Source organism: Citrobacter sp. A316 (assembly GCF_002042945.1).
In the GTDB taxonomy this organism is placed as follows: Bacteria; Pseudomonadota; Gammaproteobacteria; order Enterobacterales; family Enterobacteriaceae; genus Citrobacter; species Citrobacter portucalensis.
Genome location: NZ_MVFZ01000011.1, coordinates 45700 through 72292 on the forward strand (window position 1 = coordinate 45700; position 26593 = coordinate 72292).

Genomic DNA, 26593 nt, shown 5'->3' on the forward strand with positions numbered 1-26593 from the left:
GCACAAGGGGTTAGAAGCGGATGCCGGGAAGATGTAAAAGATCTGTATAGGTAATCTCTATCCCCCGTAATGCCTGATGGCGCTACGCTTATCAGCCCTACAATCCCCCGCGAATCAAACCACCCATGCCGCGGCGCTCCATAAAGGCCGCTACCTGATGGCGTACTTCTGCCGCCATCTGCGCTTCCAGGCTGCGCTGCGCCAGCGTTTGCGCCTCATCAAAATCGATATGGCGCAGCAGATATTTAACGCGTGCCACGGAACGACCGTTCATAGACAAATGGCGGAAGCCGAGACCGATCAGAATGGCTACGCACATCGGGTCGCCCGCCATTTCACCGCATAAGCGCAAATCGATACCGCTTCTTTCGGCTTCCTGCGCAATCATCGCCAGCGCACGTAACATCCCCGGATGCAGACTGTCATAAATGCTGGCTACCCGTGTGTTGTTACGATCGACGGCCAGTATGTACTGGGTAAGGTCGTTGGTTCCGACCGAGATAAAGTCTATCCGGTTTGTCAGATGCGGCAGCATGAACACCATCGACGGAACTTCCAGCATGATGCCTATGCGCGGTTTCGGGATCGCGTAACCGATCATCTCTTCCACTTCGCGTCCGGCGCGTTCAATCAAACGTCGCGCTTCGTCCACTTCATCGATGCTGGTTACCATCGGCAGCAAAATGCTGAGGTTGCCAGTTGCCGCATTCGCACGCAGCATAGCGCGGACCTGGATCAAAAAGATCTCCGGCTGATCGAGCGTTATGCGGATCCCTCGCCAGCCAAGGCATGGGTTCTCTTCACTGATCGGCATGTAGGGCAGTTGTTTGTCGGCACCGACATCCAGCGTACGCAGAGTCACCGGCTTGTCGTTAAACATTTGCAGCATACCCTGATACTGCGCAACCTGTTCTTCTTCCGAAGGAAAACCGCTTTGCAGCATAAACGGAATTTCAGTGCGATACAGGCCAATACCGTCGATCCTGCTACCCAGTTTTTCTTCATGTTCCGGGCTGAGACCCGCATTGAGCATCACCTTCACGCGCTCGCCGCTTTTCAACTGTGCTGGTTGGTTGACGTCGTCTTCCGCCAGGCGGCTCAGCTCAATTTCTTCACTGATAAGACGCTGGTATTCCTGGATCAATACCGGTTCCGGATCGACCAGCAGTTCACCACGATAACCGTCCACCACCAGCGTACGGCGATGCAGCACCGACGGCTGGATATCGGCCCCCATAACGGTAGGGATACCCAGCGCACGAACCATAATTGCCGCATGAGAGTTGGCTGCGCCGTCCCGGACAACTACGCCGACTAACCGGTCCTGAGGAAGCTCCGCTAGCGTGGTCGCCGAAAGTTCATCCGCCACCAGCACGAAACGTTCCGGCCAGGCATTCGGCCCCTGGATAGAGTCGTCAAGGTGGAACAGCAGACGCTGGCCGAGCGCGCGTAAATCTCCGGCCCGCTCTTTGAGGTAGTTATCGCTCAGCGCGGCGAACTGTTCGGCAAACTTTTCGATGATCGTTTTAACCGCCCACTCGGCCACCGAACCGTTATCCACTTCCGCAAACAGTTCGCGGCGCAGACGGGTATCGGAAAGCAAGTGCGAGTAAAGATCAAAGATCGCCGCCGTTTCTTTCTGCGCCCCAGCGGTAAAACGCTTGCTGTAGCGGCGGAATTCGTTCGCCGCCTCTTCCAGCGCTCCGGTCAATCGCTCGCGTTCAAGCACAGGATCCAGCGTTGAAGCCTGGTAGACCTGCTCCATCAGCGGCAGCGTCGCATCCTGCCAGCCTTCGGCTATTGCCACACCGGGCGCGGCAGGCAGCGCACGGATGCGCGTTTGACGGTATTGACCGAACAGCGCGTTTAGCTGCGACTGCGAAAGTATGGCCGCCATTTGCGTGGCGAGCGTGACAAGAAAAGACTCTTCACTTTCATCGTACTGACGCAATTCACGTTGCTGCACCACCAGCACGCCTAAAAGCTGGCGACGCTGAATGATCGGTACGCCTAAGAATGCACGAAAACGCTCTTCTTTTACCGAAGGAATGTATTTAAAGCTGGGATGTTTTTGCGCATCGGCAAGGTTGATAGGTTCCGCCAGCCTGCCAACCAGGCCAACGATACCTTCATCAAACGCGAGTGCGACAGTGCGACCACGCGGTTTTTTCAGTCCCCGGGTCGCCATGAGGTAATAACAACGTCGATCGTGATCGGCCAGATAAACCGAACAGACCTCAGTATCCATCGCAAGACAGATGTCGGTAACCAGTATATTCAGCGCTTCATTCAGACGCGGAGCACTGGCCACCTTTTCGACTATTTCGCGCAGGCGGGTGAGCATAATTTGCGTAGCTTAACCTCTTTTACGTCTGTACGCAGGTGCGCTTTGCGGCTTAGGAGTGCTCTCCTGAAGCGCCATGACAACACTTGCGAATTCTTTCATCACCCTGCGATAGACATCGCGTTTAAATGACACCACCTGTCGAACCGGATACCAGTAACTCACCCAGCGCCAGCCGTCGAACTCAGGTGTACTGCTGGTTTGCATATTGATTTCAGCATCGCTGCTGACCAATTGCAGAAGAAACCATTTTTGTTTCTGGCCGATACAAACCGGCTTCGTGTCCCAACGCACCAAACGTTTCGGTAACTTGTAACGCAACCAGTTACGAGTAGAAGCAAGGATCCGCACATCTTTACGACTGAGACCCACTTCTTCAAAGAGTTCCCGGTACATCGCCTGCTCTGCTGTCTCTCCTGCGTTGATCCCACCTTGTGGGAATTGCCAGGAGTGCTGACCAAATCGCCGGGCCCACATGACCTGCCCCTGGCGGTTACAAATTACTATCCCTACATTCGGGCGGTAGCCATCGTCATCAATCACCGGACTACCTCAACATAAACCTTATATACAAACGATTGTTTCACACTCCTGAGGGGCGGTAAACCACTCTGTTAAGGGTGCGATATTCTAATAACAATTGAATAACTCACAGTTAAAGGCCGAGTTATAAACAGAAGAAGGGCAAGCAAGGCGATTTTATTCACCTTTTCTGTGGATATAGTTGTGAAGAAGTACGGAATTACTATGGGAAAACCCAGAACAGTCCGAATAAGACATTCGTCACATATCAAAAATAGTCTTATACATTCATAAAGTTAAAACCGTTCCACGCAGATAAACACACTGAAACGTGATGTACATCACGCATACGATCTTCACGCTGATGAAAGATCGACCAGCGTTGGTTTTATCCACAGATTATGCCAATAAGTTAGGCACAATTTGTGTGAAAACTCGATTTTCGTCGCACGTCAAGGCTGTAAATTGAAACAGTAGTGGGGGTTTTTCACAGTTATCCCATCTTTCTGTGGATAACATGGTGTAAGATCCTGTTCATTGTCAGTGACCAGAATTGGAAAACCCGCTTCGCTGTTGCGCAACTCTGCGAACGTGAATCTAAAAACCAATATAAATCATATAATTGAATAAAGCATGTGGAAAAAGATAAACTCTGTCCACACGGTATAAAATCATTGCTCATTTTTTCACCTAAGGGTTAACCCGATGCCAGAACTCCGTCCGTTGCTTTCTCCCCCTGAATCTGAAGCCCAGTTGCTGAGCCAGGCACGGCAGCTTTCGGGCTACGCGTTAGGAGAATTAGCGGCAATGGCAGGAATCGTTACGCCGAAGGATCTTAAGCGCGATAAAGGCTGGATTGGCGTACTACTGGAAATCTGGCTCGGTGCCAGCGCGGGCAGTAAACCAGAGCAGGATTTTGCGGCGCTGGGCGTGGAGCTGAAAACGATCCCTGTGGACAGTCTTGGCAGACCGCTGGAAACCACCTTTGTGTGCGTGGCACCGTTAACCGGTAATACTGGCGTCACCTGGGAAACCAGCCATGTACGGCACAAACTCAAACGTGTTCTGTGGATCCCGGTAGAAGGTGAACGCAGCATCCCGCTGGCTGAGCGCCGCGTCGGCTCTCCCCTGCTGTGGAGCCCGAATGAAGAAGAAGACCGGCAATTGCGTCTGGACTGGGAAGAGTTAATGGACATGATTGTGTTAGGCCACGTCGAACGGATCACCGCTCGCCATGGGGAAGTACTGCAACTGCGTCCTAAAGCCGCCAACGCCCGCGCGCTTACCGAGGCCATTGGCGCCAACGGCGAGCCCATCCTGACCCTGCCACGTGGCTTTTACCTGAAAAAGAACTTCACCCGCGCATTGCTTGAGCGACATTTCTTGTTCCTGGCGCAATAGGCACCGTCCGGCCTTTCACCCGCCGCGTTACGGGCCTATAATTACCGCTTCTTTTTTTTGGCAGGACTTTGTTCGATGTTATTTGCATGGATAACCGATCCTAACGCCTGGCTTGCGCTCGGTACGCTGACGCTGCTGGAGATCGTTCTTGGGATCGACAATATTATTTTCCTTTCTCTGGTTGTAGCCAAACTCCCGACAGCGCAACGCAATCATGCCCGACGTATTGGGCTGGCGGCGGCGATGATCATGCGTCTGGCACTGCTGGCTTCTATCGCCTGGGTAACGCGGCTGACAAACCCGCTATTCGAGTTGTTTGGCGAGGCGATATCAGCACGCGACCTGATCCTTCTGCTGGGGGGATTGTTCCTGATCTGGAAAGCCAGTAAAGAGATCCACGAATCCATTGAAGGTGAGGAAGAGGGGTTAAAAACCCGTGTTTCTTCTTTCCTGGGCGCGATTGTGCAGATCATGTTGTTAGACATTATCTTCAGCCTGGATTCCGTGATTACTGCGGTTGGTTTGTCCGATCATCTGTTTATCATGATGGCGGCAGTAGTGATTGCCGTAGGCGTGATGATGTTCGCTGCTCGCCCGATTGGTGAGTTTGTCGATCGCCACCCTTCGGTAAAAATGCTGGCGCTCTCGTTTCTGATTCTGGTCGGTTTTACGCTGATTCTGGAAAGTTTCGACGTCCACGTTCCGAAAGGATATATCTATTTCGCTATGTTCTTCTCTATCGCGGTAGAGACCCTGAACCTGTGGCGTAATAAAAAAAATCCGCTCTGATGAAATCCATCGCTCCCCGCAAGGGGAGCGAATGCCAGCCACACCTCCCCCTTCTCACAGTTTAAGATTTTACTGCTTTTACCCTGCACAACTTCGCGTTATTACTAAACTATTGTCAGATGCAGGCCATGTGAGGATAAGCAGATGAAAAAATGGGCAGTTTTGATTTCCGCCGTAGGACTGGCTTTTGCCGTTTCCGGATGCAGCAGCGATTATGTAATGGCGACAAAAGATGGTCGAATGATCCTGACCGATGGAAAACCAGAAATTGACGATGATACCGGTCTGGTGAGCTATCACGACCAGCAAGGCAATGCGATGCAGATTAACCGCGATGATGTGTCTCAAATCATTGAACGCTGATGGTTGAGGTCAGCAGCGCGCTGGCCTTAACAATTTTACTTCCCTTTTTCGCTTCCCTCAGCCATTTTTATAATCCTTATGTCGTGATTATAAAAAGGAAACGGCTATGCAATATCACCGTATACCCCACAGCTCGCTGGAAGTCAGTACACTGGGGCTGGGCACAATGACGTTTGGTGAACAAAACAGCGAAGCCGACGCACATGCACAGCTCGATTATGCCGTAGCACAGGGCATTAATTTGATCGACGTTGCCGAGATGTATCCGGTACCGCCGCGTCCTGAAACCCAGGGGCTCACCGAAACCTACGTAGGTAACTGGCTCGCCAAACACGGCAGCCGCGAAAAGCTGATCGTTGCTTCTAAGGTCAGCGGTCCATCACGCAACAATGACAGCGGTATCCGCCCGAATCAGGCGCTGGATCGTAAAAATATCCGTGAAGCGCTGCACGACAGCCTGAAAAGACTGCAAACTGATTATCTGGATCTGTATCAGGTTCACTGGCCGCAGCGCCCGACCAACTGTTTTGGTAAGTTAGGCTACAGCTGGACAGACTCCGCGCCGGTCGTTTCCCTTCTCGATACGCTGGACGCGCTGGCAGAGTTTCAGCGCGCCGGGAAAATTCGCTATATCGGCGTATCCAATGAAACTGCGTTTGGCGTGATGCGCTATCTGCACCTGGCAGACAAACACGATCTGCCGCGCATCGCCACCATCCAGAACCCCTATAGCCTGCTGAACCGCAGCTTTGAGGTTGGACTGGCTGAAGTGAGCCAGTATGAAGGCGTTGAGCTGCTGGCCTACTCTTGCCTGGGCTTCGGTACGTTAACCGGTAAATACCTGAACGGCGCGAAACCTGCCGGTGCACGCAATACGTTGTTTAGCCGTTTCACGCGCTACAGCGGCGAGCAGACGCAGAAAGCCGTTGCGGCCTATGTGGATATCGCGAAACGCCATAATCTGGATCCCGCGCAAATGGCGCTGGCATTCGTGCGTCGTCAGCCGTTTGTCGCCAGCACTTTGCTGGGCGCCACGACGATGGAGCAGCTAAAAACCAACGTTGAAAGTCTGCATCTGGAGTTGAGCGAAGAAGTACTGGCAGAGATTGAAGCGGTGCATCAGGTGTATACCTATCCTGCACCGTAACAGTTAGCGCCTGATGGCGCTGCGATTATCAGGCCTACAGACAGCGTTCCCTGTAGGCCTGATACGACAACAGCATTTAACAGACTAATGGCGGCGCTGCCAAATCCACAGCGCCGCAATCGCCAGCGCAAACAGTGCACCAAATCCAATACCAATCGCTACCGCCGAGATCCCCACCAGCACCGCCAGTGAGTAAATCCCCAGCATCAACAGCATCGCGCTGTTTTCACCCAGGTTTTGTACCGCTATCGCATTACCTGCGCCGACACTTTTCTTACCCCGTTCCTGCAGCAACGCATTCAGCGGCACCACAAAGAAGCCACCCGACACGCCGATAAGCATCAGCAACGCATAGGCCGGAAGCAGCGAATGTTGAAGAGAGAAAATCAGCACCACAACACCAATCAGGATCCCCGCAGGCATACAGCGCGACACGGTTTCCAGCGTTACCAGCTTCGCGGCCGCACCCGCACCGACCACAATCCCGATTGCTACCATGGCATTGAGGTAGGTCGGCGTGGCGTTATCGGTGATGCCGAGCGCCACCGGAACCCACAGCACCAGCAGAAAACGCAGCGTGACGCCCGCGCCCCAAAAAAGGCTGGTTCCCACCAACGAGAAGCGTGTTTCACCGTTGCGCCACAGCGAGGAGGCGGCACAGAAGAAACTGCGAGTCATTTTTCCCAGATGCCAGGACTGGCCTGGGCGAGCCGCGGCCAGTTTCGGGATATACAGGTTAGCCACCACCGCGCCAGCATAGGCCAGTGCACAGGCAGAAAGCGCGGCAATCACGTGCCAGTCGGCCAGAACGCCGCCGGCGACAGATCCGAGCAAAATCGCGGCAATGGTGGAAGCTTCCATCAGGCCGTTGGCCTTCACCAGTTTGTCGCCGGTAGTCAGTTCACCGAGAATGCCATACTTGGCCGGCGAATACGCCGCCGCGCCGATCCCCACCAGCGTATACCCGAGAAACGGATTAATGCCGAAGCAAATACTCGCCGCACCCAGCAGTTTCAGAGCGTTCGCGAACATCATCACTCGGCCTTTGGCAAAGCTATCCGCCACCTGTCCAACAAAGGGTGCAAACAGAATGTAAGCGCCCACAAACACCATTTGCAGGATTGGCTGGCTCCAGTCCGGATAAAATTGCTCCTTCAGCAACGCCAGCGTAGCAAACAGCAACGCGTTATCGCCAAACGCTGACAAAAACTGCGCGGCGATAACGGACATCATCCCTTTGGACCAGATTGAAGTGTTAGTGTGCACTGACTCACTCATGATGTTTTTCCGGCTCATCGACCCAGCTTTTCAGCGTAACAAAATCCGGCTTACCGCTGCCGAGTAAGGGGAGTTGCTTCAGGTGGCGAATATCACGCGGTACGGCGAGTTCAGGTACGCCGTGCGCCCGCGCATACTGCTGTAGTTTTTCACGCGTGAGTTCGCTATCGGTGGTGAACAGCACCAGCGCCTCACCTTTGCTGGCGTCACTCTTAATCGCCGTAGCGTGCATTTTGTCTGCTGATACCGCCAGCGCCAGTTGCTCAACCATTTCCAGCGACACCATCTCTCCGGCAATTTTAGCAAAACGCTTGGCGCGCCCCTGAATCTGTACGAAGCCGTTTTCATCAAAGCGCACGATGTCTCCGGTGTCATACCAGCCGCGCTCAATCTCACCTTGCGCATTCTCTGCCGTCGGCACTTCCAGCACGCCAGGTTTTTCAACGCGCAAATAGCCGCTCATAATATTAGGGCCTTTCAGCTGTAAACGCCCACCGTCCTCAATTCCCGGAACGGCCAACAGTCGGGCATCCATACCAGGCAAGATGCGCCCTACTGTTCCCGATTTTGCCGCCATTGGTACGTTAATCGACACAACCGGCGCACATTCCGTCACCCCATAGCCTTCAAGAACGCGCAGGCCAAATTTCTCCTGCCACAGCTGTTTTGTGGTGTCCTGTAGTTTTTCCGCTCCCGCCACCACATAGCGCAGGCGGTGGAAATCGTACGGATGCGCGAAACGCGCGTAGTTGCCGAGGAACGTTGAGGTACCAAACAACACGGTGCAGTTCCGGTCGTATACCAGCTCTGGAACAATGCGGTAATGCAGCGGGCTGGGATAAAGAAACACTTCTGCGCCAGTCAGTAGCGGCGTGAATAATCCCACCGTCAGGCCAAAGGAGTGGAACAGCGGCAGCGCCGACATAAAACGGTCATCGGCGGTGAAATCGGCAATCGTTTTGATCTGCTCAACGTTCGCCAGAATGCTTTTATGGCTGTGAACCACACCTTTCGGATGGCCTTCTGAACCGGAAGTAAAGAGGATCACCGCAGCGTCTTCCGGCTGCTGCTTCACCTGCGCCAGATGCGGTGCCAGCAGATGTGAGAAAATCCACAGCTTATCGCTAAAGGTCACATCAGCTTTTAAGTCTTCCAGATAAACCCAGCGCACCTGGGTGAGCTGTTCCGGTAAATGCCAAAGTTTGCCTTTATCGAGAAACTGTCGGGAAGTGAAGATCGTTTTAATTTCAGACGCAGTAATGGCGCTGGTTAATCCTTTCACGCCCGCGGTGTAGTTCATCATGGCCGGAATGCGTCGACGCGCAATGGCGCCAAAAATGACCGCTGCGCTGATCCCCGCGTTTGGCAGCATCAGGCCGATTTTTTCACCTTCGACGCTGTATTTTTCCAGAATACGGGCCACAAAGAGCGTCTTTGTCAGCAGTTTGCGGTAGCTGTCAGGGGTAAAGTTGACATCTTCAATGCAGTTTTTGCCCGCGCCAAAACGGTATTTCGCCGCCAGCAGCGACTCGTATAGCGTTTCACGCGGACGAACCGCCATGCGTGCTTCCATCATAATTTGATGCAGCATCTCTCCGGCAATTTTGCGGCGATCGCGAGCACGCGGTGCTTCCGGCATCGGCAGTTGAGTCGGCGGTAGGATGTGTAAGCGGATGCGCGGGAAGAATCGCTGTTTAACCAAACCTTTCAGGCGGCTAAAATGGGAAAGCTCTGCGCCCTCAATGCGGACAGGAACGACCGTCGCCCCCGACTTAGCGGCAACAAACCCCGCGCCGTCATAAATTTTCATCAACGAACCAGTGGTCGAAATACGTCCTTCCGGGAAAATAACCACCGGACGGCCCTGTTCGACCAGACGAACCAGATGTTTAATCGACATCGGTTTGGTTGGATCTAACGGTACGAAATCAATCAGCGGAGTTAGCCAGCGCATATACCATTGCTGGCTGATCGAGGTGTAAACAGCGAAGACGGGACGAATCGGTAAAAATAGCGCCAACAAAATGCCGTCTATAAATGAGACATGGTTGGGAGTGATTAGAACGCGTTCTCCCTGTAGCGCGCTGACATCGCCCGTGACGCGAATGCGGAAAAGCACGCGAAACAGATTACGAAAAAAGCCAAATAGCATCTCAACTCCCTGTGCCATTAATTATATAAACATCAATGGTGGGAGAGTATACGAGTTGGGGAATGGGCGCGACAGGTAACTGGTAAATACAATCCGAAAAAAAACCTGCGCATCCGCGCAGGTTGGTGCAAGAGACAGGTACGAAGTGCGTACCGAATAATCTCACCAATCAATACCTCTGGGATCTTGATTGTGGTCGTCAGCAGCCAGATACGCCAGTGCGAAAACGCAAAGGAATGAACCCAAATGCAACGAGTTGTGTAAATTATCGGTTACTGTTACAGATAGGCTGAAGGTAAAAAAAAACCTGCGCATCTGCGCAGGCTGGTGTAATTCTAGTGATCAACCCGAAAGTTGATTTCACCTATCAATACCTCTGGGATCTCAACTCTAGCAATCTGCTCAGTTCCCTCACCAGCGAACAATCGCAACAGCACATCGCAAAGTGTAAGCAAAAATTAGCATTTTCTATTTTCTGTCTTACTTCGCTCGTGTGCGCTCACATTTGCGACGTTATGACGGGCAATCTGCTTGAACAGCCAGCCATTTTCCGTAACACTGACGGAATGTAAGCGTTTACCCACAACAGGTACTATCATGGCGACCATAAAGGATGTAGCCCGACTAGCTGGTGTATCAGTCGCCACCGTTTCTCGAGTGATTAATGATTCCCCTAAAGCCAGCGAAGCATCGCGCCTGGCCGTAACAAGTGCAATGGAATCACTCAGCTACCACCCCAACGCCAATGCGCGTGCGCTGGCACAACAATCCACTGAAACCATCGGTCTGGTGGTAGGTGATGTGTCCGATCCATTTTTTGGGGCAATGGTTAAAGCTGTCGAGCAGGTGGCCTATAACACCGGTAATTTTTTACTGATTGGTAACGGCTACCATAACGAACAGAAGGAACGACAGGCGATTGAACAGCTCATTCGCCACCGCTGCGCAGCCCTTGTTGTCCACGCAAAAATTATCCCGGATGCTGAGCTGGCATCACTAATGAAGCAAATCCCCGGCATGGTATTAATTAACCGAATTTTGCCAGGATTCGAACAACGCTGCGTTGCCCTTGATGACCGTTTCGGCGCATGGCTCGCGACCCGACACCTCATTCAGCAGGGCCATACACGCATTGGCTATCTGTGCTCCAATCACACGATTTCAGATGCGGAAGATCGTCTGCAAGGCTATTACGACGCGCTGGCAGAGAGCAATATACCGGTCAGCGATCGCCTGGTAACGTTTGGTGAACCGGATGAAAGCGGCGGTGAACAGGCCATGACCGAGTTACTTGGCCGTGGCAAAAACTTCACTGCGGTAGCCTGTTACAACGACTCAATGGCGGCTGGTGCCATGGGCGTATTAAATGATAACGGCATTGATGTACCGGGTGAAATCTCGCTGATTGGTTTTGATGATGTGCTGGTTTCCCGCTACGTGCGCCCGCGTCTGACCACGGTGCGCTACCCGATCGTGACGATGGCAACCCAGGCTGCCGAACTGGCGCTCGCGCTGGCGGAGAAGCGCCCCGTGCCTGAAATTACCCACGTTTTTAACCCAACTCTGGTGCGTCGCCATTCCGTTTCGACGCTGACAGAGCCGGGGAATTCATCGTCAAACGATTAACCAGGATAGCGTTATGACTACGATGTTGGACGTTTCACGACACGCAGGCGTCTCAAAAGCGACCGTTTCGCGCGTACTGAATGGCACGGGTCAGGTAAAAGAGAGCACGCGCCAGAAAGTGTTTAAGGCCATGCAGGCACTTGATTATCGGCCTAATTTTTTAGCGCGTTCTTTGGCAAACCGCACCAGCAACAGCATTGGTCTGGTGGTTTCCACATTTGATGGTTTTTACTTTGGCCGCCTGCTGCAACAGGCTTCACGCCAGACGGAATCTCACGGCAAGCAGTTGATCGTCACTGACGGACACGACACACCAGAGCGTGAGCAGGAAGCCGTGCAAATGCTGGCGGACAGACAGTGCGACGCCATTATTCTCTATACCCGCTATATGAGTGAAAAGGCGATTATGTCGTTGATGACCAGCATTGCTATGCCCTTGCTGGTCATCAACCGTGATGTCAGCCAGGCCCGCGATCGCGCAATTTTCTTTGAACAGGAAGACGCAGCCTATCAGGCGGTCAATTATCTGATCTCCCAGGGCCATAGCGATATTGCTTGTATCACTGTGCCAGGCCATACGCCTACCGGTAAATCTCGCCTGATGGGGTATCGTAAGGCGCTGGAAAAAAACGGTATTCCCTGGGATTCCAACAAGGTCAAATACGGCGACTCCACGATGACGCGAGGCTATGAAGCCTGCCGTGAACTGCTGGAAGAAGGGGTGAAATTTAGCGCCCTGTTCGCCTGTAACGATGACATGGCATTAGGCGCATCAAAAGCGTTACATCAGGCCGGGCTGAGGATCCCAACGGACGTCTCACTGTTTGGTTTTGATGATGCGCCCAGCGCCAAATGGCTGGAGCCGGGGCTGTCTACCGTTTATCTACCGATTGATACCATGATAACCACGGCAATCGACCAGGCTATCCGGCTGGCCAACGGCGAAAGCGTCGAGCCAATCCCACCGTTTACCGGCAAACTGGTATTACGTGACTCGGTGACGACGGGGCCGTATTACAAATAACGTGCCGGATGGCGGCGCAAGCGCCTTATCCGGCCTACATCCCCATAGGCCCGATAAGCGCAGCACTATCGGGCATTCCCTCAGATAAGTTCCAGCGCCAGCAGCTCATCAATGGTCTGGCGACGGCGAATCAGTCGTGCCACCCCGTTATCAAACAAAACCTCCGGCAGCAGCGGGCGGCTATTGTAGTTTGACGACATTGACGCGCCGTACGCCCCGGTATCATGCAGCACCAGATAATCGCCCGGCACCACCGCAGGCAACAGACGGGTTTCCACATTTCCGCCTTCCTGCTGGGTAAACACGTCACCAGATTCGCACAGCGGCCCGGCCACTACGGTTTCCCGTTGCGGGGTTTGTTCCAGAGAGCGACCATCCCCCGCCAGCGCGGAGATATGGTGATAGCTGCCGTACATCGCCGGGCGCATCAGATCGTTGAAGCCCGCATCGATCAGCACAAAGTGACGGCTGCCCATCTCTTTTACGCTACGCACCTGCGCCACTAACACGCCAGCTTCCGCGACCAGAAAACGACCAGGCTCTATTTCAAGTGCGACCGGGTGACCCAGGTGTTTAGCAATCTGCTCACGCGCAGCGTTCCACAATCCAAAGTAGTGATCGGTATCGATCGCCTCTTCGCCTTCGCGATATGGGATTGATAAACCACCACCCGCGGAGATCGCCTCCAGATCCTGTCCAAATTCAACCACCTGGCGCACCATCGCACCGCACACCTGCTCCAGATGCGCGTAGTCCACACCGGAACCGATATGCATATGAATCCCCACCAGCTTCAGCTTATAGCGCTGAATCACCTCCAACGCCGCGGGAAGATCGCTATACCAGATCCCGTGCTTGCTGTTTTCGCCGCCGGTATTGGTTTTCTGACTGTGCCCATGCCCAAAACCAGGGTTTACGCGTAGCCACACACGATGGCCCGGCGAGACCTGGCCCAGTTGCTCCAGCATATCCACCGACCCGGCATTTACCGGAATGCGCAATTCATGCACCCGCGCGAGCGTTGCTTCATCAATCATATCGGCGGTAAAGACGATTTCATCTTTACCCGGCACAAAACCTGCCGCCAGCGCACGTTCAATTTCGCCAAGCGAGACGGAATCTACCTTCACACCCTGCTCGCGCATCAGGCGCAAAATATGAATATTCGAACACGCCTTCTGGGCGAAACGCACCACGTCAAACTGACTCAGTTTGGCAATCTGCGCGCGGATAATCTGCGCATCATAAACCCACACCGGGCAGCCGAATTCGGCAGGCAGGCGCAGCAGGTTGTCGGCGGTCAGGTCAGTATCTGTGCTATTGAGTGGGCGTGGCATGGTGTGCTCCGGTATTGGCTTTTTTATGATTACGCCACAGCCCGAAAAGAATAAAAAATATCGTTTTATCGTGAGTCTATGCAAAAATGATATGGATTAATTCATTCGAGGATTGCCCATGCCCGCCGTTAACCTGCGACACATCGAAATTTTTCACGCCATCATGACGGCAGGTAATCTGACGGAAGCCGCGCGCATGCTACATACCTCGCAGCCCACCGTCAGTCGGGAACTGGCCCGATTCGAGAAAGTACTGGGATTAACGCTGTTTGAACGCACACGTGGCCGACTGCACCCCACCGTGCAAGGGTTACGTCTGTTTGAAGAGGTGCAACGTTCGTGGTACGGCCTGGACAGAATTGTGAGCGCCGCCGAAAGCCTGCGCGAGTTTCGCCAGGGCGAATTGTCGATTGTTTGCCTGCCGGTATTCTCACAGTCCTTTTTACCGCCGCTGCTGCAGCCATTCCTCGCACGCTATCCACAGGTCAATATTCAGATAGTGCCGCAGGAGTCACCGCTGCTGGAAGAGTGGCTATCGGCGCAGCGCCACGATCTGGGGTTAACGGAAACGCTGCATACGCCTGCCGGAACGAAACGCACCGAATTGCTGGCGCTGGATGAAGTGTGCGTGCTGCCGCAGGGGCATCCGCTGACTAAGAAAGCGGTGTTAACGCCGCAGGATTTTCAGGGAGAAAACTACATCAGCCTGTCACGGACCGACAGTTACCGTCAGCTACTGGATACCCTGTTTAATGAGCACCAGGTGAAGCGTCGCATGGTGATTGAAACCCATAGCGCCGCTTCAATTTGTGCAATGGTGCGGGCGGGCGTTGGGATCTCGGTGGTGAACCCACTGACCGCGCTGGATTACGCCAGCAGCGGAGTCGTTATCCGCCGCTTCAGTATTTCAGTACCGTTTACGGTCAGCCTGATTCACCCACTTCATCGCCCCGCTTCAGCGCTTGTGGATGCTTTTACGGCGCATCTGCAGGCCCATCTACCGAGGCTTATTGACCCGCTGGAGGCTATTTTACACCCTCAGCCGAAAGCATAAACGCCACCGCATCTTGCGCATGGATTGCCGCGGTGTCGAAAACCGGTAGTGGGCTTAGTTCAGTGGGAACCAGCAAACCAATCTCGGTACAGCCAAAGATCACCCCTTGCGCGCCCTGTTTCGCCAACTGATCGATAACGCCCAGGTAATAATCGCGGGAAGCCTCGCTGAACTCACCGAGGCACAGCTCGTCGAAAATAATCTGGTTTATTTTCTGCCGATCATCAGCTTCAGGAATAAGCGTGCTAATGCCGAATTCAGTCTGTAAACGCCCACGGTAAAAATCCTGCTCCATGGTGTAGCGCGTACCCAGAAGCGCCACGTTGTTCATCTGCTGCTTTTGTATCGCCCGCCCCGTCGCGTCGGCAATATGCAGAAACGGCACATCACAGGCGCTTTCAATCGCCTCAGCAACTTTGTGCATGGTGTTGGTACACAGTACAATCCCTTGCGCTCCGGCTCGCTGTAGCCCTGCGGCGGCCTGTGCGAGGATCTCACCGGCTCGCTGCCAGTCACCGCTTGACTGACAGGCTTCAATCTCGTGAAAATCCACGCTGTGCAACAGAATCTGCGCAGAATGCAGACCGCCCAGACGCTGTTTTACGCCTTCATTAATGAGTCGATAATAAGGAATGGTAGATTCCCAGCTCATACCGCCTAACAGACCGATCGTTTTCATCATTTCCCCTGACTCGTTGTTGTCTATCCAGTGAACCAAAGATGTGATCAACTTTCCACATCTGTTGGCGTGCATTTCTTTTTTTAATTTTCTGATATAGGTTTAATGAAACATTGTTTTAATTAATTACAGGAAGGCCGGATGTTTATTTTTCATAAAGAGACCACGCTTGACGATCTGGGCAATGGCGTTACCCGGCGCATTTTTGCTCACGACGGTAACATGATGGCGGTTGAGGTGAACTTCGAGCAAGGCGCAATCGGCCCGATGCACAATCATCCGCACGAACAGCTGACTTACGTGTTGTCCGGTGAGTTTGAATTTACCATCGGCGAAGAGAAACATATCGTTAGGGCGGGCGATACCCTGTATAAACAGCCCAACATTATGCATGGCTGCGTCTGCTTAAAACAGGGAACGCTGCTGGATACCTTTACCCCAATTCGCGAAGATTTTCTGCACGGGTAAGGTATCTGTTCTCAAACCTTGCAATTCAATGGGTTGAGAATACGCTAAAATGCGTACTCAGTTCCCTAAAAATGAATAAGTTACAAGCTGGGGTATTTTCCTTCGATACTTGTTCGCATAAGCGTTAATTACTCGATGCGCCTCGCCATGTGGGCGATTACAGTCACGTTATCTTAATTAACGGTGACGGATCGCCATGACAAAAATGACAACATCCACCCCACATGACGCAGTCTTTAAACAGTTCTTGTACCATCCCGATACCGCAAGAGATTTTCTGGATATCTATCTTCCAGCAACCTTACGGGAGTTATGCGACCTGCAAACACTAAAACTGGAATCAAACAGTTTTATTGAAGATAGCTTGCGAGCCTGCTACTCCGATGTGCTGTGGTCATTAAAAACAAATGAAGGTGATGGGTATATCTATGTTGTTATTGAGCACCAGAGTTCGCCAGATGCTCATATGGCATTTCGCCTGATGCGTTATGCCATGTCTGCAATGCAACGCCATCTGGATGCTGGGCATAAAACATTACCTCTGGTGATACCGATGCTGTTTTATCATGGTGTTCTCAGCCCCTATCCTTTTTCTCTCTGCTGGCTGGATGAGTTTGACAATCCCACGTTGGCACGGCAGCTTTACTCAGCAACGTTTCCGCTGGTAGATATCACCGTTATTCCCGATGACGAAATTATGCAGCATCGCCGTATAGCCTTGCTGGAATTGATGCAAAAACATATCCGTAAACGTGATTTAATGGGGTTGGTGGAACGCCTGGCCTCGTTGCTGGCTACAGGATACGCTAATGACAGCCAGCTCAAAACGCTATTTAATTACATGATGCAGTTTGGAAATACGCCTCACGTTGATAAATTTATCCGTGAGGTTGCTCATCGGGTACCACAGCAAAAGGAAAGTCTGATGACTATCGCGGAAGTATTGCAACAGGAAGCCAAACAAAAAGAAGCGCTACGCATTGCCCAAATGATGTTGGCGAATGGTATTAGTCAGGAAATTATACTAAAGATAACAGGCCTGTCTGCCAGGGACCTCCTCACCAGACAGGTGGCTCCATCTTGAAATCAACAGCAGTAAAAGCCCGATAATTGATTGTTCTATCGGGCTTTCATGCTCACTTACACCCCAATATCTCTTAACTTCTCGCCTGCCATCAGCTTACGTTCGATATGCTCCAGCGTGACGTTTTTGGTTTCTGGAATCAGCCAGAACGTAATACCGATAAACACAACGTTCAGCGCGGTATAAAGCCAGAACGTACCGGCGGCGCCAATGCTGTCGAGCAGCGTCAGGAACGTTGCGCCAATGATCATGTTCGACACCCAGTTGGTGGTGGTGGAACAGGTAATACCAAAATCACGGCATTTCAGCGGCTGAATTTCCGAACACAGGATCCACACTACCGGCGCGGCGCTCATCGCATAGCCTGCAATACACATCATCGTCATGCCAACTGACAGCCAGGATAGTCCACTGGAAGCCGTGCCGTTATCAAACTGCATCAGACAATAACCAAGCACCAGTGTCCCGATGGCCATTACGCTGAAACCAATTTTCAGCGCCGGTTTACGTCCTGCTTTGTCGACCGTGAAGACGGCAATAAAGGTGGCGAACATAAACGTTAAGCCAACCACCAGCGTGGCAATCATCTGCTGCTCTGTGGTGGTAAAACCCGCCATTTTAAAAATGCGCGGCGCGTAGTACATGATGATGTTCATCCCGGTGAACTGTTGCATCGCCTGCAGCAACATCCCAAGAAAAACCGCGCGACGCACGTTACGGTTAATTTTAAACAGCGCCCAACCGCCCTGCTTCAGCTTCAGGCTTTCACGGATTTCGTTCAGCTCATCGCGGGCCTTTTCTGAGGTATCACGCAGCATGCGCAGTACTTCTTCAGCTTCGATGTGGCGACCTTTTTCCGCCAGCCAGCGCGGGCTGTTGGGCAAGAAAACAACCAGAACAATCAGCAATACAGCCGGAAGCGCCAGCACGCCCAGCATAGCGCGCCAGTTACCGCTGTAGCTGAACGCGGTATCGGACAAAAAAGCCAGAACGATGCCCAGCGTCACCATCAGCTGATACATACTGATCATCTTGCCACGCACGTTTTCGCTGGCCATTTCGGAGAGATAGAGCGGTGCGGTGTAAGACGCGATCCCCACCGCAACGCCCAGCACCACGCGGGCAAAAATGAGCATTTCTACGCTGGAGGCAAACGCCGAGCCCAGAGATCCGACGACGAAAAGGATCGCGCCCGCCATCAGGCTGTATTTGCGCCCCAGGCGGAATGACAGCCAACCGTTAAACAGCGCGCCAATTGCCGCACCCAGCATCATGCTGCTTACCACCCATTCCTGCAGACGGCTGGTCAACACAAAGTGATCGGTGATGAAAGGCAACGCGCCGGCAATCACGCCAATATCCAGGCCGAATAACAACCCTGCGACGGCCGCAGAGATAGAGACAAACATATTCATACGTCGCGTATCGCGCACTGGGCGCGGCGCTAAAGCAGCATCATTATTTATTGAGACCATTTTTTCCTGCCAGATACAGAGTAACCATGCCATTGAAAGTAAGGGATCCCTTGCAGGAAGCGTCAGGCGGGAAACGGCAAAAACATGGATTAAATAGCTACACCACATGGTTATGTGATGGATATTCCAATTTTAAAATTTACCAATAATCACTCAATTAAATTTAATTCATTGATATTAAAGAATATTAAAAACAATAAACTTATAGATATGAAATTTAATATGGAATAATTTATAACCACAATATGGATTTTAATGATTAAAAGTAAAAAAAAACCCCGCCAGATGGCAGGGTTTAACGGTTCTGGAAAGCGAATTAACGTGCCAGCCAGCCACCGTCTACCGCAACGGTATAGCCGTTGATATAGTCAGATGCGCTGGACGCCAGGAACACGACTGGCCCCATCAGGTCGCTCGGCAGCCCCCAACGACCCGCCGGGATACGATCGAGGATTTCTGTGCTACGTTGCTCATCAGCACGCAGCTGTTGAGTATTGTTCGTCGCCATGTAACCCGGTGCAATCGCGTTGACGTTAATGTTATGTTTTGCCCACTCGTTCGCCATCAGACGGGTAACACCCATTACGCCGCTTTTAGACGCGGTGTAAGACGGCACGCGGATCCCGCCCTGGAAGGAAAGCATAGAGGCGATGTTGATAATTTTGCCGCCGTTACCCTGAGCAATAAAGTGTTTCGCCGCGGCCTGAGACATAAAGAACACGCTCTTAATGTTCAGGTTCATCACGTCGTCCCAGTCTTTTTCGCTGAAGTCGATCGCATCGTCACGACGGATAAGACCCGCGTTGTTGACCAGAATATCGATATGGCCGAATTCTGCCACTGCGCGCTCCAGCAGCGCCGGAATACCGTCGATTTGACGCAGATCGGCGGTCAGGCTTAAAAAACGACGGCCCAGTGCGGTCACGCGTTCGATGGTTTCTGTCGGTTCAACAATGTTGATACCGACGATATCGCAGCCCGCTTCAGCCAGACCCAGCGCCATACCCTGACCCAAACCTGTGTCACAACCGGTCACAACAGCGACTTTACCTTCAAGAGAGAATGCATTCAAAATCATTGTAAATCCTTAATTTTTATAATGCCCGCCGCAGCAGGCACGGCTGTCGCCCGCAACTAGCGCAGATCTTTGACTGCAACATGGTCCATATCATCAAAGACCTGGTTTTCGCCGACCATGCCCCAAATGAACGTATAAGCTTTTGTGCCGACGCCGGAGTGAATAGACCAGCTTGGCGAAATCACCGCCTGCTCGTTGTGCATCACAATATGACGCGTTTCCTGAGGCTGACCCATCATGTGGAAGACGCAGGTATCTTCTTCCATATTGAAGTAGAAATAGACTTCCATACGACGTTCATGGGTATGACACGGCATGGTGTTCCACAGGTTACCCGGTGCCAGTTCAGTCAGACCCATGCTCAACTGGCAGGTCTCCAGAACATCTGGCACAAAGTATTTGTTGATGGTGCGACGGTTGCTGGTGATGTTATCGCCCAATGTCACTGGCGCAACGTCGGCAGGCGTGACTTTCTTAGTTGGGTAAGTGGTGTGTGCCGGCGCGCAGTTGTAGTAAAACTTCGCCGGTTTCGCCGCATCAATACTGGCGAATACCACTTCTTTTGCCCCTTTTCCGACGTACAGCGCGTCGCGATGACCAATTTCATAGCACTGGCCGTCAACGGTAATCGTGCCCGGGCCGCCGATGTTGATCACGCCCAGCTCACGACGTTCGAGGAAATAGGTTACGCCCAGCTGTTTGCCGACTTCGCCACCCACAGAGACGGTTTTGGCCACTGGCATAATGCCGCCAACAATGATGCGGTCGATGTGGCTGTAGACCATGGTGTATTCATCTGCGACAAACACTTCTTCGACCAAAAACTCATTACGCAGCCCCTGAGTGTCCAGGGTTTTCGCATGCGCACTATGGATGCTTTGTCTTACGTCCACATTTACCTCCAGTGATAAATTGACCGTGAATGCTTAAACGAATAGCAAAACGCTGTTCCGTTTTATCTTATGCGCTCATGATATCCCTCCCTGAATGTGTTTTCAATTATAACTAAAACGATGTTTCACTTTTTCCGGATCTTATTATCAAAAGTGTAAGTGCGATCACGCTAGCGCAAATAAATCGCAAAAATGGTTTCAATAAAATTATTTAAAACAATTAGATAGATAAAAACACAAAAGAGTAGATCATTAGTAGCAGGGATAAGATATTGAAAACACAGCCAGGCTCATACGTCATTCACACACCTTTTCTAACAAAGTGCGCTATCAATCACATGAAATGAAACAACGTTTTGATATGTTGGCAGGGTTTAGAGTGTATGTTTCTGTAACTGGCCTTGCCCTCCTGCTGGAGGGCTTTTTTATAGATGCAGGAGAAAGTCATCAGGAAAGGCGTTTAAGCAGAGAAATCGAAGGAAAATTAGTCTCGTTCAATAGCGAGCGCCACCCCCTGACCACCACCAATACACAGCGTTGCCAGGCCCTTATGCGCCCGGCGTTTCACCATTTCATGTACCAGCGAAACCAGAATACGACAGCCAGATGCGCCAATCGGATGGCCGAGCGCAATAGCCCCGCCGTTCACATTCACCCGCCGTTCGTCCCACTCCAGCATTTTCCCAACGGATAATGCCTGCGCGGCGAAGGCCTCATTAGCTTCGATAAGATCAACATCAGCCAGTTGCCAGCCCACACGCTCAAGGCAGCGACGTGTTGCATACACTGGCGCAATCCCCATGAGCGCGGGATCTACCCCGACGCTGGCAAAGGCGCGAATACGGGCGAGTACCGGTAGGTTCAGCTCTTGCGCCTTGGCCTCGCTCATCATCATCACGGCGGCGGCGCCGTCGTTGATGGATGACGCGTTACCAGCGGTGACCGAACCGAGCCGGTCAAAGGTAGGATCCAGACGCGCCAGCCCTTCGGCGCTGGCATCGGTGCGCGGTTGTTCGTCGGTATCCACCACGAACGATTGCCCATTACGCTGTGTTACCACCGGCACGATTTCATCTTTAAAGCGTCCGGCATCAATTGCCATCCGCGCTTTGTGCTGCGAGTGCAGCGCGTAGGCATCCTGCAATTCGCGGCTGATGCCGTATTCTCGCGCCAGGTTTTCCGCGGTAACACCCATGTGATAATCGTTGAAGGCATCCCACAGACCGTCATGTACCAGGCTGTCGACCAGCTGGCTGTTACCCAGCTGTGCGCCGGTGCGGCTATCGGTAAGGACATGCGGTGCACGGCTCATATTCTCCTGCCCACCCGCAATCACAATGTCGGCTTCGCCACACTGGATAGCCTGGGTCGCCAGATGCAGCGCTTTCAGGCCCGAGCCACAGACATCGTTAATGGTGATGGCGGAAACGGTATTGGGTAGCCCACCATTGATGGCTGACTGACGCGCCGGGTTCTGCCCGGCACCTGCGGTAAGCACCTGTCCGAGGATCACTTCATCCACAGCGTGAACGTCCACGCCCGTGCGTTCCAGTAACGCCTTGACCACCATGCTGCCTAACTCAACGGCAGAGTGGCGCGCCAGCGTCCCCTGGAAGCAGCCAATCGGTGTCCTTAATGCCCCGACGATCACAACCTCTTTCATCACTACCTCAGCGCAAAATAACACCGCAATAGTAGATGATTGTTAAAAAGAGTTATCAAGGTTGTTTAAAAACGGTGATTTTTATCACAAAGGAAATTCATATCACTTATTGGTCATCTGAACGCCACTCTGCTGTAAATGGTCGCGCAGCCAGCTTCCTGCCACGCCAGGCGGTGATTTCTTATTCCACAACAGATCGATAGAGATAGCCTTTGGCCAACCAGGCATCTTTAATTGCACCAGCGGTTTTTCTGCCGCAAACTCTTCTACCAGCGCACAGGGGAGCGCACACCAGCCGAATCCCTGCACCGCCATACTTAGCAATAACAGGTAGTTAGGAGCCGACCAGACAGGGCCGCGCGCCACGTTGGTACCGCTTTCCAGATAGGTATTCAAACGCAGCTCGCGCCAGGTGTGTAGCTGCTCCCACTGCAGTTTTTCTTGAGCCGCGAGCGGATGCGATGCCGCCACGTATAATCCCATCCAGGTTTGCATCGGCAGACGCGTAACGCCCATGTCGGTCGGGTAATCCTCACGCGCTTCGATCAATCCCACCTGCGCACGTCCTTTTTGTAGCAGATCGATCACGTCCTCATCTTCGCCAATCAGGCATTCAAACTCGGTATGGGGAAACTTGCGATCAAACTGCACCATCAACTCTTCCAGCACATCTGGATGCAGCGTGTCCGAAAGCACGAAGGTCAGACGCGCTTCCGTTTCACCCGACAGCGAGATCGCCGCTTCATCCAGGCGTTCGCTGGCCGTCAAAATTGCCTGCACATAGCCCAGCACCCGCTTACCTTCTTCGGTCAGCGTCGGCTGGCGGGATGAGCGGTCAAACAGCGCAAAACCAAGATCGGCTTCCAGATGCGCAATGGCCGTACTGATAGTGGACTGGCTTTTGCGCAGCCGCCGGGCCGCCGCAGAAAATGAACCGCAGGAAACGGTCTCCACAAATGCCGTTAATGCTTCAGGAGAATAACGCATGAACTATCTACTTTATCGATGGATACTATCTTTTAGATATCATATAAAACGATAAAATTGCCACCATTCCGTTATCCGGGCATCAATGAAGGTTTTAGGTTATGCAACACGATACAGTCCAACGTCGCTCGTTAGTGGAGCGTATTTTTCATGCCGTCTGCTTTGAAGGCATTGCCACCGCGATCCTCGCACCAACCACCGCATGGTTGATGCAGCGTTCGGTACTGGAAATGGGCGGACTGACCATTCTTCTCGCCACCACGGCGATGATCTGGAATATCATTTATAACGCCCTGTTTGATCGCCTGTGGCCGTCGCACCTGGTAAAACGTACGGCGAAAGTGCGAGCATTTCACGCCTTAGGCTTCGAGAGCGGTTTTATTGTGATCGGGGTGAGCATCGTGGCGTATGTGCTGAACGTTAGTCTGCTTCAGGCATTCACACTGGAAATAGGTTTCTTCCTGTTCTTCCTGCCGTACACCATGTTCTATAACTGGGCTTATGACACATTACGCGAGCGCGTTATGAAGCGCCGCCAGCAGCGCGTTACTGCCTGATAATTAAAATAATAGTCGGAATCTTCTCGGTTCCGGCTATTGTCCCATTCACTCGCCCGCTTGTTCACACCTCCCCCAGCCCCTGCCATTTGTGGTAAATTGCGCTTCTTTTTGTTTATTTTATAGTTGATACGTTCAAATAATGTCGAAATTTTGGTCAAAAGAAGAGACTCTCTGGAGCTTCGCACTATATGGGACTGCCGTCGGCGCAGGGACCCTATTCCTCCCCATACAGCTGGGTTCTGCAGGCGCGGTGGTACTGTTTATCACCGCTCTCGTCGCCTGGCCTTTAACTTACTGGCCGCACAAGGCGCTGTGCCAGTTTATCCTGTCCTCAAAAACGTCGGCTGGTGAAGGGATCACTGGCGCGGTTACGCACTACTACGGCAAGAAGATTGGCAGCCTGATCACCACCCTCTATTTTATTGCCTTCTTTGTGGTGGTGCTGATCTACGCCGTAGCGATAACCAATTCACTCACTGAACAGCTGGCAAAACATATCGCTATCGATCTGCGGATCCGCATGCTGGTCAGTTTTGGCGTGGTGCTGGTGCTGAACCTGATTTTTCTGATGGGCCGACAAGCCACCATTCGGGTCATGGGCTTTTTGGTGTTCCCGCTCATCGCGTACTTTTTGTTCCTTTCGCTTTACCTGACCGGAAGCTGGCAGCCAACGCTACTCACCGGCCAGATGTCTTTCGATCAGCACACGCTTCATCAGGTTTGGATATCTATTCCCGTGATGGTTTTCGCTTTTAGCCATACGCCAATTATCTCTACGTTCGCCATCGACAGACGAGAGAAATACGGCGAGCAGGCCATGGGTAAATGCAAAAAAATCATGAAGGTAGCCTACGTCATCATCTGCCTGAGCGTACTGTTTTTCGTCTTCAGCTGTTTGCTTTCGATTCCGACAAACTATATCGAAGACGCGAAAAATGAAGGCGTGACCATTCTGTCCGCGCTGTCGATGATGCCAAACGCGCCGGCATGGCTGTCGATTTCCGGGATCATCGTTGCCGTCGTCGCAATGTCAAAATCGTTCCTCGGCACCTACTTTGGCGTGATTGAAGGGGCAACAGAGGTAGTAAAAACATCGTTGCATCAGGTGGGCGTGAAGAAAAGCCGGGCCTTTAATCGCGCTCTGTCCATCATGCTGGTCTCGGCTATCACGTTTATCATCTGCTGCATTAATCCTAATGCCATTTCAATGATTTACGCGATAAGCGGCCCGCTGATTGCCATGATTCTGTTTATCATGCCGACATTGTCTACCTATTTGATCCCGGCGCTGAAGCCGTACCGTTCAGTGGGTAATCTGATCACTCTGATTGTCGGTCTGCTGTGCGTATCTGTGATGTTTTTTGGCTAGAACGTGTTGTTTAACGGCTCATTCCAGTAGGTGGTGGATGAGCCGTTAAACTGGCTTATTTGATGTACGAATCCAGTACCTTCAGAACCACATCCAAATCTTCTTCGCGCTTAATTTCATCGCCCTGATGCACAATGTGCTCGGTCAGATGACCTTTAATCACTTCACGCATTAATCCATTTACCGCCCCGCGGATCGCCGCTATTTGCTGCAATACCGCCGCGCATTCATGCGGTTCATCCAGCATGGTTTTCAACGCCGCTACTTGCCCCTGAATCTTGCTGGTTCGGGCTTTCAGCTTTTGTTTGTCGCGGATCGTATGTGACATAACTTTACCTTTTTAACGTCTGGCTGTAGGGACAATACCATCGACATTCTACTGGGGGGTAGTATTTGATACTGGGGGGGAGTAGAATCAAGCAAAATTAACCAACTAAGAATCATTCTCATGGGTGAGTTTTCGACGCTTCTTCAGCAAGGCAACGCCTGGTTTTTCATTCCCAGTGCGATTCTATTGGGTGTGTTACACGGCCTGGAGCCGGGGCATTCCAAGACGATGATGGCGGCCTTTATTATTGCTATTAAGGGGACCATCAAACAGGCGGTGATGCTGGGGTTGGCAGCAACGCTATCGCATACCGCCGTAGTTTGGTTGATTGCGCTCGGTGGCATGTATATCAGCAAAGCGTTTACCGCCCAGGCCGTTGAGCCCTGGCTGCAATTTGTCTCGGCGATAATTATTCTCGGGACCGCATTCTGGATGTTCTGGCGAACCTGGCAGGGAGAGCAGAACTGGCTGGCCCAGACGCATCACGACCACGAGCACGAGCATAATCACGACCATGCCGCACTGGCAGGACTCACCGAAGGCTCGAAAGAGTATCAGGATGCCCACGAACAGGCGCATGCCACCGATATTCAGCGCCGCTTTGCGGGCAAAGAGGTCACCAACGGGCAAATTTTGCTGTTTGGCCTGACCGGCGGGCTGATCCCGTGCCCCGCAGCCATTACGGTGCTACTAATTTGCATCCAGCTCAAAGCCTTCACGTTGGGCGCCACCATGGTGCTGTGCTTTAGCCTCGGGCTGGCGCTGACGCTGGTAACGGTCGGCGTGGGAGCGGCAATCAGCGTGCAGCAGGCGGCCAAACGCTGGAGTGGATTTAACACGCTGGCACGCAAAGCCCCCTATTTTTCCAGTGTGCTCATTGCGATGGTGGGGTTGTATATGGGGATCCACGGCTATATGGGGATCGTCGGTTAACACTAAGAGAGCGCAGCAGCAATTGCCGCTGCGCGTAAA

At 52.4% G+C, this 26593-nt stretch carries 25 protein-coding genes; 12 read left to right on the forward strand and 13 right to left on the reverse strand.

Annotated features, from left to right (window positions below; genetic code table 11):
* Positions 1–97: 97 nt before the first annotated feature.
* The 3 genes from ptsP to BZK41_RS27700 all read right to left on the reverse strand — a co-directional run bounded on the left by ptsP (position 98) and on the right by BZK41_RS27700 (position 3385).
* A complete protein-coding gene (gene ptsP, locus BZK41_RS14590) occupies positions 98–2344 on the reverse strand; it encodes a phosphoenolpyruvate--protein phosphotransferase (protein ID WP_079938604.1) in 2247 nt (748 codons plus the stop codon).
* A gap of 12 nt (positions 2345–2356) precedes the next feature.
* Positions 2357–2887 carry an RNA pyrophosphohydrolase gene (rppH, locus tag BZK41_RS14595; protein ID WP_003825602.1) on the reverse strand — a complete coding sequence of 177 codons (531 nt, stop codon included), beginning with the start codon at positions 2885–2887 and terminating at the stop codon, positions 2357–2359.
* A 378-nt stretch (positions 2888–3265) separates the two neighbouring features.
* Positions 3266–3385, reverse strand: coding sequence for a hypothetical protein (locus BZK41_RS27700; RefSeq protein WP_275051712.1), 120 nt, complete (start codon positions 3383–3385; stop codon positions 3266–3268).
* A 186-nt stretch (positions 3386–3571) separates the two neighbouring features.
* Here BZK41_RS27700 and mutH point away from each other — a divergent pair, with 186 nt between their 5' ends.
* From mutH to BZK41_RS14620, 4 genes are all read left to right on the forward strand, one after another.
* Positions 3572–4267 (forward strand): DNA mismatch repair endonuclease MutH, encoded by a 696-nt coding sequence (gene mutH / locus BZK41_RS14605; protein ID WP_079938605.1) that lies wholly within the window; start codon positions 3572–3574, stop codon positions 4265–4267.
* A 75-nt stretch (positions 4268–4342) separates the two neighbouring features.
* Complete coding sequence (locus BZK41_RS14610) at positions 4343–5056, forward strand: TerC family protein (protein ID WP_003033961.1); 714 nt, start codon at positions 4343–4345, stop codon at positions 5054–5056.
* Between the two features lie 144 nt (positions 5057–5200).
* Positions 5201–5419, forward strand: a complete 219-nt coding sequence (gene ygdR / locus BZK41_RS14615) for a lipoprotein YgdR (protein WP_000758660.1) — start codon at positions 5201–5203, stop codon at positions 5417–5419.
* Between the two features lie 106 nt (positions 5420–5525).
* Positions 5526–6566 carry an NADP(H)-dependent aldo-keto reductase gene (locus tag BZK41_RS14620; RefSeq protein WP_003033954.1) on the forward strand — a complete coding sequence of 347 codons (1041 nt, stop codon included), beginning with the start codon at positions 5526–5528 and terminating at the stop codon, positions 6564–6566.
* Between the two features lie 84 nt (positions 6567–6650).
* On the opposite strand, the gene lplT is transcribed toward BZK41_RS14620, so the two are convergent.
* Together lplT and aas are read right to left on the reverse strand one after the other, a co-directional pair.
* Positions 6651–7844 (reverse strand): lysophospholipid transporter LplT, encoded by a 1194-nt coding sequence (gene lplT, locus BZK41_RS14625; protein ID WP_079938606.1) that lies wholly within the window; start codon positions 7842–7844, stop codon positions 6651–6653.
* On the reverse strand, positions 7837–9996 hold the full coding sequence (aas, locus tag BZK41_RS14630) for a bifunctional acyl-ACP--phospholipid O-acyltransferase/long-chain-fatty-acid--ACP ligase (RefSeq protein ID WP_079938607.1): 2160 nt from the start codon (positions 9994–9996) through the stop codon (positions 7837–7839). Before aas ends, lplT begins: the two co-directional genes overlap by 8 nt.
* A gap of 597 nt (positions 9997–10593) precedes the next feature.
* Between aas and galR the strand changes: the two genes are divergently transcribed.
* Both galR and BZK41_RS14645 read left to right on the forward strand, forming a co-directional pair.
* Positions 10594–11622 (forward strand): HTH-type transcriptional regulator GalR, encoded by a 1029-nt coding sequence (galR, locus tag BZK41_RS14640; protein WP_003033945.1) that lies wholly within the window; start codon positions 10594–10596, stop codon positions 11620–11622.
* Positions 11623–11635: 13 nt separating this feature from the next.
* Entirely contained in the window at positions 11636–12646 is a 1011-nt protein-coding gene (locus BZK41_RS14645) for a LacI family DNA-binding transcriptional regulator (protein ID WP_079938609.1), read from the forward strand.
* A gap of 80 nt (positions 12647–12726) precedes the next feature.
* Here the strand turns inward: BZK41_RS14645 and lysA are convergent, their stop codons facing one another.
* Positions 12727–13983, reverse strand: a complete 1257-nt coding sequence (gene lysA, locus BZK41_RS14650) for a diaminopimelate decarboxylase (protein ID WP_079938610.1) — start codon at positions 13981–13983, stop codon at positions 12727–12729.
* Between the two features lie 118 nt (positions 13984–14101).
* Here lysA and BZK41_RS14655 point away from each other — a divergent pair, with 118 nt between their 5' ends.
* Positions 14102–15037, forward strand: a complete 936-nt coding sequence (locus tag BZK41_RS14655; RefSeq protein ID WP_008785717.1) for a LysR family transcriptional regulator — start codon at positions 14102–14104, stop codon at positions 15035–15037.
* On the opposite strand, the gene BZK41_RS14660 is transcribed toward BZK41_RS14655, so the two are convergent.
* Positions 15009–15716: an aspartate/glutamate racemase gene (locus tag BZK41_RS14660; RefSeq protein ID WP_079938611.1), complete on the reverse strand. Its 708-nt coding sequence runs from the start codon at positions 15714–15716 to the stop codon at positions 15009–15011. The two genes, BZK41_RS14655 and BZK41_RS14660, sit on opposite strands and share 29 nt — an antisense overlap.
* A 141-nt stretch (positions 15717–15857) precedes the next feature.
* On the opposite strand from BZK41_RS14660, the gene BZK41_RS14665 reads away from it, so the two are divergent.
* Both BZK41_RS14665 and BZK41_RS14670 read left to right on the forward strand, forming a co-directional pair.
* Entirely contained in the window at positions 15858–16184 is a 327-nt protein-coding gene (locus tag BZK41_RS14665) for a cupin domain-containing protein (RefSeq protein WP_079938612.1), read from the forward strand.
* Between the two features lie 196 nt (positions 16185–16380).
* Positions 16381–17268 (forward strand): Rpn family recombination-promoting nuclease/putative transposase, encoded by an 888-nt coding sequence (locus BZK41_RS14670; RefSeq protein ID WP_079938613.1) that lies wholly within the window; start codon positions 16381–16383, stop codon positions 17266–17268.
* Between the two features lie 56 nt (positions 17269–17324).
* Here the strand turns inward: BZK41_RS14670 and araE are convergent, their stop codons facing one another.
* The 5 genes from araE to BZK41_RS14695 all read right to left on the reverse strand — a co-directional run bounded on the left by araE (position 17325) and on the right by BZK41_RS14695 (position 23364).
* The gene (gene araE / locus BZK41_RS14675) at positions 17325–18743 is read right to left on the reverse strand and encodes an arabinose-proton symporter AraE (protein ID WP_079938690.1); all 1419 of its coding nucleotides are present in this window, start codon (positions 18741–18743) and stop codon (positions 17325–17327) included.
* Between the two features lie 316 nt (positions 18744–19059).
* On the reverse strand, positions 19060–19821 hold the full coding sequence (gene kduD / locus BZK41_RS14680; protein ID WP_079938614.1) for a 2-dehydro-3-deoxy-D-gluconate 5-dehydrogenase KduD: 762 nt from the start codon (positions 19819–19821) through the stop codon (positions 19060–19062).
* A gap of 56 nt (positions 19822–19877) precedes the next feature.
* The gene (kduI, locus tag BZK41_RS14685) at positions 19878–20714 is read right to left on the reverse strand and encodes a 5-dehydro-4-deoxy-D-glucuronate isomerase (RefSeq protein WP_079938615.1); all 837 of its coding nucleotides are present in this window, start codon (positions 20712–20714) and stop codon (positions 19878–19880) included.
* 484 nt (positions 20715–21198) lie between these two features.
* The gene (locus tag BZK41_RS14690; RefSeq protein ID WP_032944867.1) at positions 21199–22377 is read right to left on the reverse strand and encodes an acetyl-CoA C-acetyltransferase; all 1179 of its coding nucleotides are present in this window, start codon (positions 22375–22377) and stop codon (positions 21199–21201) included.
* Positions 22378–22479: 102 nt separating this feature from the next.
* Positions 22480–23364 carry a LysR family transcriptional regulator gene (locus BZK41_RS14695; RefSeq protein ID WP_008785722.1) on the reverse strand — a complete coding sequence of 295 codons (885 nt, stop codon included), beginning with the start codon at positions 23362–23364 and terminating at the stop codon, positions 22480–22482.
* A 101-nt stretch (positions 23365–23465) separates the two neighbouring features.
* Here BZK41_RS14695 and BZK41_RS14700 point away from each other — a divergent pair, with 101 nt between their 5' ends.
* Together BZK41_RS14700 and BZK41_RS14705 are read left to right on the forward strand one after the other, a co-directional pair.
* Positions 23466–23921 carry a multidrug/biocide efflux PACE transporter gene (locus tag BZK41_RS14700; protein WP_079938616.1) on the forward strand — a complete coding sequence of 152 codons (456 nt, stop codon included), beginning with the start codon at positions 23466–23468 and terminating at the stop codon, positions 23919–23921.
* A gap of 142 nt (positions 23922–24063) precedes the next feature.
* Entirely contained in the window at positions 24064–25293 is a 1230-nt protein-coding gene (locus tag BZK41_RS14705; RefSeq protein ID WP_079938617.1) for an amino acid permease, read from the forward strand.
* Positions 25294–25348: 55 nt separating this feature from the next.
* Here the strand turns inward: BZK41_RS14705 and rcnR are convergent, their stop codons facing one another.
* Positions 25349–25621 (reverse strand): Ni(II)/Co(II)-binding transcriptional repressor RcnR, encoded by a 273-nt coding sequence (gene rcnR / locus BZK41_RS14710; RefSeq protein WP_003825567.1) that lies wholly within the window; start codon positions 25619–25621, stop codon positions 25349–25351.
* Positions 25622–25741: 120 nt separating this feature from the next.
* Here rcnR and BZK41_RS14715 point away from each other — a divergent pair, with 120 nt between their 5' ends.
* Positions 25742–26554 (forward strand): nickel/cobalt efflux protein RcnA, encoded by an 813-nt coding sequence (locus BZK41_RS14715; protein ID WP_079938618.1) that lies wholly within the window; start codon positions 25742–25744, stop codon positions 26552–26554.
* Positions 26555–26593 lie beyond the last annotated feature (39 nt).

Bases quoted from the DNA above. Each gene is read 5' to 3' on its own strand.
- ptsP (WP_079938604.1), bottom strand. From the start codon at position 2,344: ATGCTCACCCGCCTGCGCGAAATAGTCGAAAAGGTGGCCAGTGCTCCG.
- BZK41_RS27700 (WP_275051712.1), bottom strand. From the start codon at position 3,385: ATGTTATCCACAGAAAGATGGGATAACTGTGAAAAACCCCCACTACTG.
- mutH (WP_079938605.1), top strand. From the start codon at position 3,572: ATGCCAGAACTCCGTCCGTTGCTTTCTCCCCCTGAATCTGAAGCCCAG.
- BZK41_RS14610 (WP_003033961.1), top strand. From the start codon at position 4,343: ATGTTATTTGCATGGATAACCGATCCTAACGCCTGGCTTGCGCTCGGT.
- ygdR (WP_000758660.1), top strand. From the start codon at position 5,201: ATGAAAAAATGGGCAGTTTTGATTTCCGCCGTAGGACTGGCTTTTGCC.
- BZK41_RS14620 (WP_003033954.1), top strand. From the start codon at position 5,526: ATGCAATATCACCGTATACCCCACAGCTCGCTGGAAGTCAGTACACTG.
- lplT (WP_079938606.1), bottom strand. From the start codon at position 7,844: ATGAGTGAGTCAGTGCACACTAACACTTCAATCTGGTCCAAAGGGATG.
- aas (WP_079938607.1), bottom strand. From the start codon at position 9,996: ATGCTATTTGGCTTTTTTCGTAATCTGTTTCGCGTGCTTTTCCGCATT.
- galR (WP_003033945.1), top strand. From the start codon at position 10,594: ATGGCGACCATAAAGGATGTAGCCCGACTAGCTGGTGTATCAGTCGCC.
- BZK41_RS14645 (WP_079938609.1), top strand. From the start codon at position 11,636: ATGACTACGATGTTGGACGTTTCACGACACGCAGGCGTCTCAAAAGCG.
- lysA (WP_079938610.1), bottom strand. From the start codon at position 13,983: ATGCCACGCCCACTCAATAGCACAGATACTGACCTGACCGCCGACAAC.
- BZK41_RS14655 (WP_008785717.1), top strand. From the start codon at position 14,102: ATGCCCGCCGTTAACCTGCGACACATCGAAATTTTTCACGCCATCATG.
- BZK41_RS14660 (WP_079938611.1), bottom strand. From the start codon at position 15,716: ATGAAAACGATCGGTCTGTTAGGCGGTATGAGCTGGGAATCTACCATT.
- BZK41_RS14665 (WP_079938612.1), top strand. From the start codon at position 15,858: ATGTTTATTTTTCATAAAGAGACCACGCTTGACGATCTGGGCAATGGC.
- BZK41_RS14670 (WP_079938613.1), top strand. From the start codon at position 16,381: ATGACAAAAATGACAACATCCACCCCACATGACGCAGTCTTTAAACAG.
- araE (WP_079938690.1), bottom strand. From the start codon at position 18,743: ATGGTCTCAATAAATAATGATGCTGCTTTAGCGCCGCGCCCAGTGCGC.
- kduD (WP_079938614.1), bottom strand. From the start codon at position 19,821: ATGATTTTGAATGCATTCTCTCTTGAAGGTAAAGTCGCTGTTGTGACC.
- BZK41_RS14690 (WP_032944867.1), bottom strand. From the start codon at position 22,377: ATGAAAGAGGTTGTGATCGTCGGGGCATTAAGGACACCGATTGGCTGC.
- BZK41_RS14695 (WP_008785722.1), bottom strand. From the start codon at position 23,364: ATGCGTTATTCTCCTGAAGCATTAACGGCATTTGTGGAGACCGTTTCC.
- BZK41_RS14700 (WP_079938616.1), top strand. From the start codon at position 23,466: ATGCAACACGATACAGTCCAACGTCGCTCGTTAGTGGAGCGTATTTTT.
- BZK41_RS14705 (WP_079938617.1), top strand. From the start codon at position 24,064: ATGTCGAAATTTTGGTCAAAAGAAGAGACTCTCTGGAGCTTCGCACTA.
- rcnR (WP_003825567.1), bottom strand. From the start codon at position 25,621: ATGTCACATACGATCCGCGACAAACAAAAGCTGAAAGCCCGAACCAGC.
- BZK41_RS14715 (WP_079938618.1), top strand. From the start codon at position 25,742: ATGGGTGAGTTTTCGACGCTTCTTCAGCAAGGCAACGCCTGGTTTTTC.